This is a genomic window from Saccharothrix syringae, from assembly GCF_009498035.1.
GTDB lineage: Bacteria > Actinomycetota > Actinomycetes > Mycobacteriales > Pseudonocardiaceae > Actinosynnema > Actinosynnema syringae.
Genome location: NZ_CP034550.1, coordinates 4,271,420 through 4,285,791, shown reverse-complemented (window position 1 = coordinate 4,285,791; position 14,372 = coordinate 4,271,420). Strand labels below are relative to the sequence as shown.

Annotated in this window: 12 protein-coding genes; 6 read left to right on the top strand and 6 right to left on the bottom strand. The window is 75.3% G+C overall.

The genetic code is table 11. The features are described from left to right. Positions 1-31: 31 nt before the first annotated feature. Entirely contained in the window at positions 32-1,408 is a 1,377-nt protein-coding gene (locus EKG83_RS18790; protein WP_248782445.1) for an acyl-CoA carboxylase subunit beta, read from the bottom strand. A 161-nt stretch (positions 1,409-1,569) separates the two neighbouring features. Here EKG83_RS18790 and EKG83_RS18785 point away from each other — a divergent pair, with 161 nt between their 5' ends. After that, positions 1,570-4,287, top strand: a complete 2,718-nt coding sequence (locus EKG83_RS18785) for a LuxR C-terminal-related transcriptional regulator (protein WP_033434371.1) — start codon at positions 1,570-1,572, stop codon at positions 4,285-4,287. A 187-nt stretch (positions 4,288-4,474) separates the two neighbouring features. Here EKG83_RS18785 and EKG83_RS18780 read toward each other — a convergent pair whose 3' ends face one another. Beyond that, complete coding sequence (locus EKG83_RS18780) at positions 4,475-5,236, bottom strand: AfsR/SARP family transcriptional regulator (RefSeq protein WP_033434370.1); 762 nt, start codon at positions 5,234-5,236, stop codon at positions 4,475-4,477. Positions 5,237-5,413: 177 nt separating this feature from the next. Between EKG83_RS18780 and EKG83_RS18775 the strand changes: the two genes are divergently transcribed. The 5 genes from EKG83_RS18775 to EKG83_RS18760 all read left to right on the top strand — a co-directional run bounded on the left by EKG83_RS18775 (position 5,414) and on the right by EKG83_RS18760 (position 9,277). Continuing rightward, a complete protein-coding gene (locus tag EKG83_RS18775) occupies positions 5,414-7,270 on the top strand; it encodes an HAD-IIIC family phosphatase (protein ID WP_033434369.1) in 1,857 nt (618 codons plus the stop codon). Further along, positions 7,267-7,494, top strand: coding sequence for a phosphopantetheine-binding protein (locus tag EKG83_RS18770; RefSeq protein WP_033434368.1), 228 nt, complete (start codon positions 7,267-7,269; stop codon positions 7,492-7,494). Before EKG83_RS18775 ends, EKG83_RS18770 begins: the two co-directional genes overlap by 4 nt. Before the next feature lie 34 nt (positions 7,495-7,528). Then, positions 7,529-8,035 (top strand): flavin reductase family protein, encoded by a 507-nt coding sequence (locus EKG83_RS18765; protein ID WP_033434367.1) that lies wholly within the window; start codon positions 7,529-7,531, stop codon positions 8,033-8,035. A gap of 1 nt (position 8,036) precedes the next feature. After that, on the top strand, positions 8,037-8,438 hold the full coding sequence (locus EKG83_RS49640; RefSeq protein ID WP_407690764.1) for a DUF6059 family protein: 402 nt from the start codon (positions 8,037-8,039) through the stop codon (positions 8,436-8,438). A gap of 110 nt (positions 8,439-8,548) precedes the next feature. Further along, positions 8,549-9,277, top strand: a complete 729-nt coding sequence (locus tag EKG83_RS18760) for a hypothetical protein (RefSeq protein ID WP_033434366.1) — start codon at positions 8,549-8,551, stop codon at positions 9,275-9,277. A 10-nt stretch (positions 9,278-9,287) separates the two neighbouring features. Here the strand turns inward: EKG83_RS18760 and EKG83_RS18755 are convergent, their stop codons facing one another. Genes EKG83_RS18755 through EKG83_RS18740 form a run of 4 tightly spaced genes read right to left on the bottom strand, consistent with a single transcriptional unit; the run spans position 9,288 to position 14,255 of the window. Beyond that, entirely contained in the window at positions 9,288-10,838 is a 1,551-nt protein-coding gene (locus EKG83_RS18755) for a dipeptide ABC transporter ATP-binding protein (RefSeq protein WP_033434365.1), read from the bottom strand. Continuing rightward, on the bottom strand, positions 10,835-11,671 hold the full coding sequence (locus tag EKG83_RS18750) for an ABC transporter permease (RefSeq protein WP_033434364.1): 837 nt from the start codon (positions 11,669-11,671) through the stop codon (positions 10,835-10,837). Before EKG83_RS18750 ends, EKG83_RS18755 begins: the two co-directional genes overlap by 4 nt. Further along, positions 11,668-12,597 (bottom strand): ABC transporter permease, encoded by a 930-nt coding sequence (locus EKG83_RS18745; RefSeq protein WP_063741452.1) that lies wholly within the window; start codon positions 12,595-12,597, stop codon positions 11,668-11,670. Before EKG83_RS18745 ends, EKG83_RS18750 begins: the two co-directional genes overlap by 4 nt. Positions 12,598-12,599: 2 nt before the next feature. Further along, complete coding sequence (locus EKG83_RS18740; protein WP_051766713.1) at positions 12,600-14,255, bottom strand: ABC transporter substrate-binding protein; 1,656 nt, start codon at positions 14,253-14,255, stop codon at positions 12,600-12,602. Positions 14,256-14,372 lie beyond the last annotated feature (117 nt).

The window sequence follows — 14,372 nt, the reverse complement described above, 5'->3', positions numbered from 1 at the left end:
CGCCGTCGTCCTGCTGTGCGAGGTCCCCGCCTCACAGCGGGATGTTGCCGTGCGCGCCCCGCCGCCGCGGCTCGGAGACCGCATCCCGGAACGCCCGCACCAGCCGGGCCCGCGTGTCGGCCCGCTCGACCACCTCGTCCACCACGCCCAGCGCCAGCGCCCGGTCCACCCCGCCCGCCGTCGCCTGCTGCTCCACCACCAGCCGCGCGCGCAGCTTCTCGCGCTCCGCCTCGTCCTCCACCGCGGCCAGCTTCTTGCGGTGCAGCACGCCGACCGCCGCCTCCGCGCCCATCACCGCGACCTCCGCGCCGGGCCAGGCGAACACCGCCGTCGCGCCCAGGGACCGCGAGTTCATCGCGATGTACGCGCCACCGTAGGACTTGCGGGTCACCAGCGTCACCCGCGGCACCACGGCCTCCGCGAAGGCGTGCAGCAGCTTCGCGCCGCGCCGCACCACACCGCCCCACTCCTGGCCGACCCCGGGCAGGTAGCCGGGCACGTCCACGACCACCAGCAGCGGCACGCCGAACGCGTCGCACATCCGCACGAACCGCGAAGCCTTCTCCGCGCTCAGCGAGTCCAGGCAGCCGCCCTTGCGCAGCGGGTTGTTCGCCACCACCCCGACCGCGCCGCCGCCGAGCCGGCCCAGGCCCACCACCACGTTGGGCGCCCACTTGGCCTGCAGCTCCTCGAACGAGCCCGGGTCGAGCACCCGGTGCAGCAGCGGCTTGACGTCGTAGGCGCGCCGCGGCGAGGCGGGCAGCACGTCGTCGAGGTCGGCGGCGGGCAGGTCGGCGGCGAACTCGCCCGGCGACACCAGCAGCCGCACCAGGTTGCGGGTGCGGGCGAAGGCGTCGGCCTCCGAGTCGGCCGCCACGTGCACCACGCCGGACTTGCGGCTGTGCGCCTCGGGCCCGCCCAGGCCCGCCATGTCGATCCGCTCGCCGGTGACGCTGCGCACCACCTCGGGACCGGTGACGAACACCCGGGCCTCGGGCGCGGTCACCACGACGTCGGTCAGCGCGGGCCCGTAGGCCGCGCCACCCGCCGCCGGGCCCAGGATCACCGACAGCTGCGGCACCCGGCCCGACGCGCGGACCGAGGCGGCGAAGACGCGGCCGATGCCGTCCATCGACTCCACGCCGTCGCCCAGCTTGGCGCCGCCGGAGTGCCACAGGCCGATGACCGGGATGCCCTCGGCGTGCGCGAGGTCGATGGCGTCGGCGATGCGCTCGCACTCGGCGCGGCCGAACGCACCGCCCTTGACGGTGGCGTCGGTGCAGAACACGACGACCTTGCCACCGTCCACCCGGGCCCGCGCGACCACCGCGGCCACGCCGTCGCGGTCGTGCAGCGGGGTCAGCGAGTCGTGGTCGACGAAGCGGGTCAGGCGCGAGATCGGGTCCACGGGCACTCCCCTGCGAAGCGGCTGCGACGCGGTCGATCGTGCGCGGCGGCGCCAAAGCGCGGCTTAACCCGTCGGGTGCCGCGTCAAGCGCGTGGACGCGGGTGTCCACCCACTGGTCAGGGGGCTCGGGAAGGCAAATGTTCACGGTACCGTCGGCTCCCGTGCGTAGCGGACCGAACCCCGGTGGCCGGGAACCCCGGGAACCCCGGGAACCCGTCGTACGCGTCGCGGAGGCGCGGTGGCTGGACTCCGCGCTGGAGGCGCTGGCCGGCGGCTGGGGAGGCGTGGTCGAGCTCGAAGGCGACCCGGGCACCGGCAAGACCCGGCTGCTGGGCCACGTAGCGGCCCGGGCCCACGCGCTCGGCATCCGCGTGCTGCGCGGTCGCAGCGGGCGCGCCGACCGCGAGGTCCCGTTCCACGCCGTCACCGAGCCGCTGGGACCCGGTGCGGTCGCCGGGCTCGACCCGGCCGCCGACCCCGAGCAGGTCCACCCGGCCCTGCGGTCGGCGCTGACCGCCCTGGCCACCGAACCGGTGCTGCTCCTGCTGGACGACTTCCACCTGGCCGACGGTGCGTCGGCGCGCTTCGTCGAGTACCTGACCCGCTACCCGGTGTCCGCGCCGGTGCTCGTGGTGGTCGCCCAGCGGCCCCGCGAGGCGTGCCGGGCGCTGCGCAACGCGATCACCCAGGCCGTCGACGCGGGCACCGGCGACCGGCTCACCCTGGCACCGCTGACCGCGGCGCAGGCGGCGCTGCTCGTCGGCGCCGACCCGGCCGACGAGGCGCTGCTCGACCTGCACCGGCGCGCCGAGGGCAACCCGCTGTACCTGCTGGCCCTGTCCCGCGCCGAGGTCGGCGACCGGCTCGGCGTGCTGCTCGCCGGCGAGCTGGCCGGCCTCGCCCCGGACGAGGCGGCCGTGCTGCACGCGGGCGCGGTGCTGGGCACGAGCTTCGTCGCGGTCGCCGCCGCGCGCGTCGCCGACCTGGCACCCGACGCGACCTGCGCGGCCGTGGCCGGCCTGCTGCGCCGCGACCTGCTGCGCGAGGTGCCCCAGCCCGGTGTGCTGCGGTTCCGGCACGAGGTGCTGCGCGACGTGGTGTACCGGCGGATCGACTGGTGCGTCCGGGAGGCGGCGCACCGCCGCGCGCTGGAGGTGCTGGCCGACCGACCCGCGCGGGAGCGCGTGCCGCACGTCGAGTCCGCGCCCCGCCCCGACGACGTGCCGCTGCTGGTGGCCGCCGCCCGCGAGGCCGCCGTGGACGCGCCCGGCGACGCGGTGCGCTGGCTGCGCCTGGCCGGCGAGGTCTCCCCGGACCGCTTACCGCCCGCGGCCGACCTGCTGGCCAGGGCGCTGGTCGCCGACGGCGGGCTCACCGAGGCACGGGACGTGCTGGCCGCCGCGATCGCCGACGGGAACGGCGACCGGGCCGCGCTGGTGGCCGAGCAGGCGCTCCTGGAGTGCTTCCTGGGCGACTACCCGGGCGCGGGCAACCTGCTGTCCGCGGAGCTGGCGGGCACCACCGACCCGGACGCCCTGGTCCGGCTGGTGGCGCGGCGGGTGATGGTCGGCCTGTTCGACGGCGACCTGCCCGACGACGCCGAGATCGAGCGCGTGGCCGGGGTGGACACCGGCGGGGCGGGGCAGCGGGTGGCGGCGATGGGCGCCCTGGCCGTGCAGGCCCTGCGCGCCGCGCACACCGGCGACGTCAACGCCGCGCACGAGCTGATCACCGGGTGCGCCGCGCTGGCCGACGCGCTGCCCGACGCGGAGCTGGCCGACCACCCCGACCACCTGACCGTGCTCGGCTGGGCCGAGACCATCGTGGCCCGGTTCGACGACGCCCTGCGCCACCTGGGCCGCCAGTTGGCGCTGCTGCGCAGGCAGCCGACCTCGTGCCTGCTGCCGATCGTGCTGATGGGGTTGAGCTGGGTCCACCACTGCGTGGCCAGGCTGGAGGAGACGCGGGAGAGCGCGGCCGAGGCCAAGCGGGTCGCGCAGCGCCTGGGCTCGCCGCACGTGGCCAACCTGGCGGAGATGCTGGAGGCGGCCTACCTGGCGTGGACCAACGGGCGCGGCGGCAGCAGGCTCGCGGTCGACCGGGCCGAGCGCGCCGCGCGGGCCAAGCTGCCGCGCAACTGGTGGTTCGGCACCAACGGCCTGCTGCTGCTCGCCTCGGCGCTGCACATGGACGGCGACACCGACCGCGCCACCGCGGTGATCCTCGGCGCGGGCGGCGGGCCGGACCTGGCGTTCGTCTCGCCGATGACCAGGCCCTGGTGCTACGAGACGCTGTCGTCGATCGCGGCGGACAACGGCGACACCGGGGGCGCGGAGGAGTGGGCGCGGCGCGCGGCGGAGGCCGCCGAGTTCGTCGGGCAGCCCAACCACGTGGGGTTCGCGCTGCTGGCGCGGGCGCACGCGCTGCGCGCGGGCGGTGAGCACTGCCAGGCCGCGGAGCTGTACCGGGAGGCGGCGGAGTCGTTCGCGACGCTGGGGATGACCGGGTCGCGCATCCGGGCCCTCAACCACGCGGCGGGCAGCTCCCAGGCGGCCGGGCGGGCCGAGCAGGCGGGCGCCGACCTGCTGCTGGCGCGGGAGCTGGCGCGCCAGGTGGGTGCGACGGTGGTCTACGAGAGCGCCGACCAGCAGCGCCACCGGCTCACGCCGCGGCGGGCGGACGCGGTGGACCTGTCGGTGCTGACCAGGCGGGAGGCGCAGATCGCGCGGATCGCGGCGACCGGGAAGCGGAGCCGGGACATCGCCGAGGAGCTGGTGATGAGCCCGCGGACGGTGGACCTGCACCTGACCCGGGTGTACCGCAAGCTGGGGGTCAGCTCCCGGGCGGAGCTGGTCCGGCTGCTGGCCTCGCTGGGGTGAGGGGTGCGCCGGGGCGGGAGTTCCACGGATTTCCGGTTTCGACGGGCTGTCGGTTTTGGTGGACTGCCGGTTTCGCCCGGTCCAGCCCTTCGCCGGTCCGGGACGCGGATTGGCCCGGTGCCGTGGCGCGCCGTTGCGGCACGGACCGGGTTTCGCGACGTGGTCGGGCTGATCGGGTTGCTCGGCCCTAGACCGCCAGCCGCTCGTCCTCGCCGAGCAGGATGGCGTGGTGCAGCTCGCGCATGGCCCGGCAGGGCTCCAGGCCCAGCTCGCTGGTGATGGTGTCGCGGGCCGCCTGGTAGACGCCCAGGGCGTCGGCCCGGCGGTCGGACCGGTACAGCGCCAGCATCAGCTGCCGGTGGAACGCCTCGTGGAGCGGGTGCTCGGCCACCAGCTCGTGCAGGAACCCGACCAGCTCCCGGTGCCTGCCGAGGGTGAAGTTGCACTCCACGAACATCTCGGTGCACTCCAGGCGCAGCTCCTCCACCCACGTGGCGAAGCGGGTGACGATGGCACCCTCGCGCAGGTCGTCGAGCACCGACTCGCGGGACAGCTCCAGCGCCTCGGCGAAGGCGCCCGCCGCCTCCTCGTGCCGCCCCGCCCGCACGTAGTTGCGGCCCTGGTGCACCAGCCTGCGGAAGACCAGCAGGTCGACCTCGTCGGCGTCGACCCTGATCAGGTAGCCCGGCGCGCGGGTCACCACGCGGTCGGGGCCGGGCAGCACGCCCGCCAGGAACTTGCGCAGCTGCGAGACGTAGACGTGCAGGCCGGCCAGCGCGCGGCGCGGCGGGTCGTCGCCCCAGAGCTCCGCCAGCAACTGGTCCGCCGAGACGACCTGGTTCGCCCGGATGAGCAGGGTGGCCAGCAGTGTCTTGACCTTGTGGGCGCTCGGCGCGTCGGCGACGTCGTCGCCCACTACGCGGAGCGTGCCCAGGATCTGGAACGGCAACGGAAAACCCCCATGATCGGCCTCGGTACCGGCCCCGGCGCGGGAACGGTCCGGCCACGGAGTCTGGTCGGCGGCCCGGGCGCGCACATCGGAGGAACTACATACGTCCACGATCCGGGACGCACCGCCGACCAGCGGGCTTAGTGCGGCTTCAGCGGAACCGGACACCATCGCCCCATGGACACCGCAGCGGACGAACTGCGCGCCCTGGCCCGGTCGGGCTCCCTGGTCGAGCGCTACCCGCGGGTGCGCGACCTGCTGGCCGACGCCGACCCCGACGTGCTGCGCCGCGCCGGGCAACTGCTGTCGCGCCTGGACCCCGACGAGGTGCTGCGCGCCCACCCCGGCACACCCGGCTTCCGCGTGGCGGTGACCGGGACCGGCACGCTGGACGGGATCGTCGCGCCGCTGACCGGCGAGCTGGCCCGGCACGGGCTGCTGGCCCGGGTGCGGGTCGGCGACTTCGGCGGCTACGTCACCGAGCTGTCCGACCCGGCCGGCCCGCCCGCGGACCTCACGCTCGTCCTGCTGGACGCGGCGTCGGTGTTCGCCGAGGCGCCGTCGCCGTGGCGGGCCGACGACGTGGCCGCCGTGCTGGCGGAGCGGGTGGCGCTGCTGGAGAAGCTGGTCATCCGGTTCACCTCGGCCGGCCGCGGCACGCTGGTGCTCAACACCGTCCCGCTGCCCCGGCGGTACCCGGCGCAGCTGGTCGACCACCGGTCGCGGGCGCGGCTGGGCGCGGTGTGGCGCGAGGCGAACGCGCGGCTGCTGCGGCTGACCGAGGACCACCCGGCACTCGTGGTGCTCGACAGCGACGCCCTGCTCTCCGACGGGATCGCCGTGCTGGAGCCCCGGCTCGCCGCCTACACCAAGGCCCACCTGTCCCCCGAGCTGCTGCACGCCTACGCGCGCGAGGTCGCGCACCTGGCGCGGGCCTCGACCGGGCGGGCCAAGAAGGTCCTCGCGGTCGACCTGGACGGCACCACGTGGGGCGGCATCCTCGGCGACGACGGCGTGGAGGGCATCGAGGTCGCCGACACCTACCGGGGCGAGGCGTTCCGCGCCTTCCAGGCCACCCTGCGCCAGCTCGCCTCCCAGGGCGTGCTGCTGGCCGCGCTGAGCAAGAACGACCCGGGGCCGGTGCGCGAGGCGCTGGGCGGCCACCCGCGGCTGGCCGTGCGCGAGGAGGACTTCGTCCGGGTGGTCGCGAACTGGCGGCCCAAGCACGACAACCTCCGCGAGCTGGCCGACGTGCTCAACCTGGGCGTGGACAGCTTCGTGTTCGTCGACGACAGCCCCTACGAGCGGGGCCTGGTGCGCCGGGAGCTGCCCGGGGTGGCGGTGGTGGCCGTCGACGAGGAACCCGCGCTGCACGTGGACCGCCTGCTGGCGCAGGGCTGGTTCGACGTGCCGGACCTGACCGCGGAGGACGTGGCCCGGCCCGCGCGCTACCAGGAGGAGCTGGGGCGCCAGGACTTCCTGCGCTCGTTCGACTCCGTCCAGGACTACCTGGACGAGCTGGGCGTGCGGGTGCGCGTCGCCCGGGCCCGGCCCGAGGAGCTGGCGCGGGTCTCGCAGGTCACGTTGCGCACCAACCAGTTCAACCTGACCACGCGGCGGCTCCAGCCGGCCGACGTGCGGGCGCTGGCCGAGGACCCCGACGGCTACGTGGTCGCGGTGCACACCGCGGACCGGTTCGGCGACAACGGGCTGGTGGGCGTGCTGCTGGGCCGCCGCGAGGCCGACGTGCTGCGGCTGGACAACGTGCTGCTGAGCTGCCGGGTGTTCGCCCGGGGCGTGGAGCAGGCCGCGCTGTCGGCGCTGCTGGCGCACGCCCGCGACACCGGCGCCACCGCCGTGCTCGGCGAGTACCGGCCGACCGCGAAGAACGGCAAGGTCCGCGACTTCCTGCCGGGCGTCGGCTTCGCCACCGTGGCCGACGACGGCGACGTGGTGACCTTCCGGCACGACCTGACCGACATCGCCCCGCCACCCGCGCACGTGGGCCTGACCGTGGATTGGAACCGCAGGTGAAGACCATCGACGACTTCGTGGCCCTGGTCGGCGACGAACTGGGCTTGGTGATCGACCGCGAGGACGTGGGCCGCCACCTCGACGAGGTGGCGGGCTGGGACTCGGTGCTGCTGCTGGGCCTGCTGACCGCGCTGGAGCGGGAGACGGGGCGGCGGGTGCCATTCGCGGACGTGCTGGAGGCGACCAGCCTGGAGCGCATCTACGCCCTGGCCGTGGGGGCGTGACCGCGTGCGCACCACCACTCGACGAGGAGCAGCGGTGACCCGGCTCGACAACCCGCCGGCCGACCTGGGCACCCGCCGGCTGCGCGACCTGTTCGGCCGCTACGCCACGGGCGTCGTGGCGGTCACCGGCTTCGCCGACGGGAAACCGGTCGGCATCGCGGTCAACTCGTTCACCTCGGTGTCCCTGGACCCGCCGCTGGTGGCGTTCTGCGTGGCCCACACCAGCACGACGTGGCCGCTGCTGCGCACGGCGCCGAGGCTGGGGTTGAACATCCTGGGCGAGGACCAGCGGCACGTGTGCGCGAGGCTGGCGGCCAGGTCGGGCGACAAGTTCGCCGACATCGGCTTCAGCCGGTCGGCGGGCGGCGCGCTGATCGTGGACGGCACACCGGCCTGGCTGGAGGTGTCGGTCGTCGCGGAGCACGCGGCCGGCGACCACGACATCGTGGTGGGGCGCGTGGAGCACCTGGACCACGCCCACGAAAGCGGACCGCTGGTGTTCTACCGAGGCGCTTACGGGCGCTTCCACCCGGCGGTGTGAGGTGGCGGGCTCCGAGGGGGTGGGCTCGAACACGGCGGGCTCGTCGCGTGGGCGGGCCGGAGACCACCGGTCCACACCGACCTCACCCACGCCACGCCAGCCCGGACCACCCCCTCCCCCACCGAACCGACCAGGGCCGAGTGCGCTCGGGCCGAATCCGCTCGGGCCGGACTCGCCCGGGCTGGATTTCCCCCGACCGACCCCGTTCGGCCGGCTCCGGCTGACCGCGCTGCGCTGGCTGATCGCACTGGGCACCGCCCTGTCCGGCTGCGCCGACCTGCTCCCGGGTGGCAGGCCCCCTCTCCCCGGCCACCCGGAACGCCTCGACCCGCACCTGCCGCCCAGCCGCGTCGAACGCGCGCTGTGGCGTCAGCTCACCGCGGGCCGGGGCCCGCGCGGGTGAGTTCCCCCGCCCGCGCGAAGAGGGGCGACCGCCCGTCCCCGCGGTCGCCCCTCCCGCCGCACCGCAGCCGTTCGAACACCCACCCGCCACGCTCCACCGCCGGACGCCAGGTGGTTGCTCACCTGCTCTGGGGTGGCCGGCCGGAGCACCGGGGACGACGGCTCGTCGCACTGGCCGTCGCGCCCGTCTCACCCGCACGCGCCACCGGCGGCCTCTACGAGATCACCACCACGCAGTTCTCGATCAGCCACCGCGACATCGACTGCGCCAAGGACGCCGCCCGGGTGGCCACCTGCACCACCACCGTCGACGGGAAGGTGCTCGAAGTCCGGCTGGACACCTCACCGGGCGCGTGGCTGTCGTGCACCGCGACCTACGACGCGAGAACCACCGCCTGCACCCGCACGTTCGACTACGGCCCCGGCTCGCACCGGGTGCGCCTGGACTCGCTGACCGTCCCGGAACCGGCCGCCGAACAGGTCCGCGACCGGTACCCGTGGTGGGCGTGGCTGTTCAACGGCCCGTGGTTGCCGTTCGCGCTGGGACTGGTCGCGCGGGCGCTGGTGACGTTCGCGGTGTACTGGACGTTCTCCTTCCCGGTAACGCTGGTCGTGGCCCCGTGGGACGGTGCGGCGTTCTCCTGGTACTCCCTGCTCGTCCCGCACTCCGTGCTGCTGCCCGCCCGCCTGGCGCTCGGGTGGCGGCTCGTGGTCGGCGGGAGCGTCACCGGGGCGACCGGCCAGCGGATCAGGCTCACCGCGGTCGGCGTCCTGACGACCCTCCTGTGCAGCCCGATGCTGGTGCTGGTCCTGGCACTCCGATCCGGAATGCCTGACTAGCGGCACCCGCTCACCCCGAAGCCCGCGCGACCGCCTCGTCCAACCGCGGCACCGCCGCCAGCAGCTCCCGCGTGTAGGGGTGGCGCGGCGCCCGGAACACCTCCGCGGTCGCCCCCTCCTCCACCACCACCCCGTCCTTCATGATCACCAACCGGTCGCTGATCCCCCGCACCACCCCGAGGTCGTGCGTGATGAACAGCAGGGCCACCCCGGTGCGCCGCTGGACACCGGCCAGCAGGTCCAGCACCTGGGCCTGCACCGACACGTCCAGCGCCGACACCGGCTCGTCGCACACCAGCACCGCCGGGTCGGGCCCCAGCGCACGGGCGATCGCCACCCGCTGCCGCTGCCCGCCCGACAACTGGTGCGGCTTGCGCGCGGCCAGCTCCGGCCCGAGCCCCACCGACCCCAGCAGCTCGCGCACCCGCTGCTTCCGCCCTCGCCCGCGCGGCAGGCCCTCGCCCACGATGCGCTCGACGGTCCACCTCGGGTCGAACGCCGCCAGCGGGTTCTGGCTGATCAGCTGGACGTCGCGCCGACGCGCCCGGCGCGCCCGCTCCGGCACCCCCGACCACGGCTCGCCGCGCAGCCGCACCGCACCGCCGTCCGGCTCTGCCAGGCCCATCACCATGCGCGCCACGGTCGTCTTGCCCGACCCGGACTCCCCCACCACGCCGACGGTCTCGCCCGCGCGGACGGTCAGCGACACCGAGTTCACCGCCCGGCGCGCGCCGAACGACTTGTCGACCCGGTCCACCTCGACCAGCGCCGGCCCGTCGACCACCGGCGCCCGGTCCACCCGCACCCCGCGGGCGGCGTCGACCAGCACCCTCGTGTACGGGTGCTCCGGGTGCCGCAGCACCCGGTCGGTGGGCCCGGTCTCCACCACCTCGCCGTCGCGCATGACCGCGACCCGGTGGGCCAGCGAGGCGACCACGGCCAGGTCGTGGCTGATCAGCAGCAGGCCGCGGCCGGCGGCGGTCAGCTCGCCGAGCAGCCGCAGGACCTGCCGCTGCACCACCACGTCCAGCGCGGTGGTCGGTTCGTCGGCGATGAGCAGGGACGGGTGGGCGGCCAGCGCGGCGGCGATCAGGGCGCGTTGGCGCAGGCCGCCGGAGAGCTGGTGCGGGTACTGGCGGGCGCGCGTCTCCGGTTCGGGGACGCCGGCCTCGGCCAGCGCCTCGACCACCCGGCGCGGCCACCGCGCGCGTTCGCCGCGCCGGTGCAGGCGCAGCGGTTCCACGACCTCGTCGCCGACGCGGCGCAGCGGGTCCAGCGACACCAGGGCGTCCTGGGAGACCAGGCCGACCGCGGCGCCGCGCACCTCGCGCCACTGGCGCTCGCCGAAGCCGCGGGCGTCGCGGCCACCGATCCTCAGCGCCCGCGCGGTGACCGTCGCCCGGTTCAGGCCCAGCAGCGCCCGCGCGGTCACGCTCTTGCCGGAGCCGGACTCGCCGACCAGCGCCAGGCACTCGCCCGCGGCCACGTGCAGCGACACGTCCCGCACGACCTTCGTCGGGCCGAACGCGACGTCCAGCCCCTCGACCTCGACCAGGTTCACCTCAGCCCCCTCGACTGCGCCGCGCGCCCGAGCGCGTTGACCGCCAGCACCACCACCACGATCGCCGCGCCCGGGAACACCGCGATCCACCAGGCCGAGGCCAGGTAGCCCTGCCCCTCGGCGAGCATCGCGCCCCACTCCGGGGTCGGCGGCAGCGGTCCGAGGCCGAGCAGGCTCAGCCCGGCCGCGGCGACGATCGCGCTGCCCGCGCCCAGCGAGGCCAGCACGACCACCGGGCCGCCGATGTTGGGCAGCACGTGCCGCAGCGCGGTGCGCACCGGGCCGATGCCGAGCACCCGCGCGGCCTCCACGTACTCGGCCCGGATCACGGCCAGCGCCTGCCCGCGCACCAGGCGCCCGTAGTACGGGGTCGCGGCGACGCCGATGGCCACCGCGACGTTCGCGGCGCCCGGCCCGATCAGCGCGATGACCAGCAGGGCCAGCAGGATCTCCGGGAACGCCAGCCACACGTCGGTCAACCGCATGACCAGCACGTCGGCCCACCGGCCGCCCGCGGCGGCGACCAGGCCGAGCACCGAGCCGAGCGCGACGCCGATGACGGTGGCCACCAGGCCGATGGTCACCGACACGCGTGCGCCGTGCACCAGCCGCGAGAACACGTCCCGGCCGAGCTGGTCGGTGCCGAACGGGTGGTCCGCGCCGGGCGGGGCGAACGCGTTGAGCACGTCGGTGGCCTCCGGCGGGTAGCGGGCGAACCAGGTGGGGAACAGCAGCACCGCGGCGACCAGCGCGACCGCCGCACCGCCCGCCACGACCGCGAACCGGGAGGAGGCGCGGCGCGCCGGGGGCGCCGCCACGGGGAGCGCGGTCATCGGACCTCCGTGCGCAGTCGGGCGTCGATCACCGGGTAGAGCACGTCGGCGAGCGCGCTGGTCACCACGAACACCAGCGCGGCCAGGACGACCACCGCGGTGACCACGGGCGTGTCGCGGTGCTTGACCGCCTCCACCAGCACCCGGCCCAGGCCGGGCCGGGAGAACACCTGCTCCACCAGGACCGCGCCGCCGACCAGGGCGCCGACCGCCCACGCCGACAGGGTGGTCACCGGCAGCAGCGCGTGCCGCAGGGTGTGGCGCAGCAGCAGTTGCCGCTCGCTCAGGCCGCGGGCGCGGGCGCTGAGCGCGAAGGGCCGCCCCTCGGCGACCTCCAGCTCCTGCCGCGCCACCTGCGCCAGCACGCCCGCGATGGGCAGCGCCAGGGCGACGGTGGGCAGCACGAGGCCGGCCACGCCGTCCGCGCCGAACGCGGGGAACCAGCGCAGCCCGAAGGAGAACACCGACAGCAGCACGATGCCCAGCCAGAACGGCGGCAGCGCCACCACCAGCGCCTCCAGCAGCGACACCACCCGCCGCACCAGCCCGCCCCGCCCGGCGGTGGCCACCGCGAGCAGCACGGCGAGGGCCGCGCCGACCACCGCGGCGCTCGCCGCCAGGGTCAGCGTCGGCAGCACCTGGTCGGCCAGCAGCCGCGTCACCGGCTGGTTGCGCTGGTAGGACCAGCCGAGGTCGCCGGTGAGCAGCGAACCCAGCCGGTCCAGGTACTGCACCACCAGGGGCCGGTCCAGGCCGTACTGGGCGGCGACCTGCTCGCGCAGCCCCGGCACGGTCGCGGAGTCCGGTCCGAGGATCGAGTCCACCTGGTTCCCGCCGGTCAGCGCGACGGCGAGGAAGGTGAGCGTGACCGCGCCCCACAGCACGGCCACGCCCGCCACGGCCCGGCGCAGGATCAACCGCGCCACGCTCAGCTCACCCAGACCCGTTCGAGGGTGGGCAGGTTCTGCACGTCCAGCTCGAAGCCGCGCACCCGGTGCTGGATGCCGAACACCCGCTTGCCCACGTAGGTCGGCAGGACCAGGCCCTCGGCCAGGACCTTCCGCTGCACCTTGCCGTACAGGGCCTGCTGCCCGGCCACGTCACCGGTGCGCAGGGCCTCGTCGAGCCACCCGTCGATCTCCGGGTCGGCCACCCGCGAGACGTTCGAGCCGCCGTTGCCGGGCAGGCTGGCGGAGTGGAACGCGGTGCGCAGCAGCGAGCCGTCCGGGGAGGTGAACGAGAACGCGCCCAGGTGGTAGTCGCCGCCGCCGAAGGCCCGCACGACGGCCGCGGTGTCCAGCGGCTTGAGCACCAGCTCGACGCCGACCTGCTTGAGCGCGTCCTTGAGCGCGGTGTGGTAGTTCAGCTGCTCCTTGGAGGTGAACTCGGAGGCGTAGACCAGGTCGAGGGCCAGCCGCCTGCCGTCGCGGGTGCGGTAGCCCTCGGCGTCGGTGGCGGTGTACCCGGCGCCGGACAGCAACTTCTCCGCGCGGCCCTTGTCATAGCCCCAGGTGCCCTCGACCTCCTTGGCGTAGCCGGGGGTGGGGGCGGTGAGCACGGACCAGGCCCGGTTGTAGGCGCCCTGGAACAGGCCCTTGGTGATGGACTCGGTGTCCACCGCGGCCTGCACGGCCAGCCGGACGTCCTTCTCGTCCAGCGGCGCCCTGGTCACGTTGAGGTTGTAGGTGAACGGCGCGCCGAGGTTGTCGCGGTCCTGCAGCTCCACCCGGCCCTGGCCGCGCAGCTCGGCCAGCCGCGTCGAGGGCACCTGGTCGGCGACGTCGAGCTGCCCGGACGACAGCGCGCCCACCCGGGCGGCGTCGTCGGACAGGAACTGGACCTTGTAGCCGTCCAGGTGTGCCTCGCCCTGGTTCGGCGCGGACTTCGGCGCCCAGGCGTAGCCCGGCCTGCGGGTGAACACCGCCTCCTGGCCCGCGGTGAGCGAGGAGAACACGAACGGGCCGGTGCCCACCACGTACTCGCCGCCCGAGGCGATGTCGCCGCGGTGGTCCGCGAGCACCTTCGGCGAGTGGAAGCCGAGGTAGGGCGTCGACGCGGCGGCCAGGAACGGCGAGTACGGCGACTTGAAGGTGACCACGGCGGTGAACGGGCCGGCGACCTCGGTGCCCGCGTAGGGGCCGATGATGGTCTTGGCGTTGCGGGACTTGGTGGCCGGGTCGACCACGTGGTCGAAGTTGGCCTTGACCGCCTCGGCGTCGAACCGGGTGCCGTCGCTGAAGGTGACGTCCTCGCGCAGCTCGAAGGTGTAGCGCAGGCCGTCGTCGGAGATCTGCCAGGACTTCGCCAGCCACGGCTCGAACGTGCCGTCGGGCTTCTGGTGGACCAGCGAGTCGTGGACCGCGCGCAGCACGAGCGCGGACAGGCTGGACACCGACACGTGCACGTCCCAGCTGTCCGGTTCCCCGGTGGTGCCCAGGGTGAGCGTGCCGCCGCGCCGGGGTGCCTGGTCGGCCGGCCCCTGACCGGCCTCGCCCGCGGCGCAGCCGGCCAGCAGCAGCGCGGCCGAGACGAGGGCCGCGGTCAGGCGGGCGGTGAGCCCCGGGGAACGTCTGGGGGATCGCATGGTGCTCCGTTCTGGCGGCCCTGGGGGGTGGGCCGGGTGTGCGGCGGTACCCGGTCGGCGCTGCCCGGGTCTGGGGGTTCGGCTCTGGGGGGTTCAGTTCTGGGGAGGGTTCGGCTC

Coding starts and splice junctions, on each gene's coding strand:
- EKG83_RS18750 (WP_033434364.1), bottom strand. CDS start 11,671: ATGACCGCGCTCCCCGTGGCGGCGCCCCCGGCGCGCCGCGCCTCCTCC.
- EKG83_RS18740 (WP_051766713.1), bottom strand. CDS start 14,255: ATGCGATCCCCCAGACGTTCCCCGGGGCTCACCGCCCGCCTGACCGCG.
- EKG83_RS18775 (WP_033434369.1), top strand. CDS start 5,414: ATGGACACCGCAGCGGACGAACTGCGCGCCCTGGCCCGGTCGGGCTCC.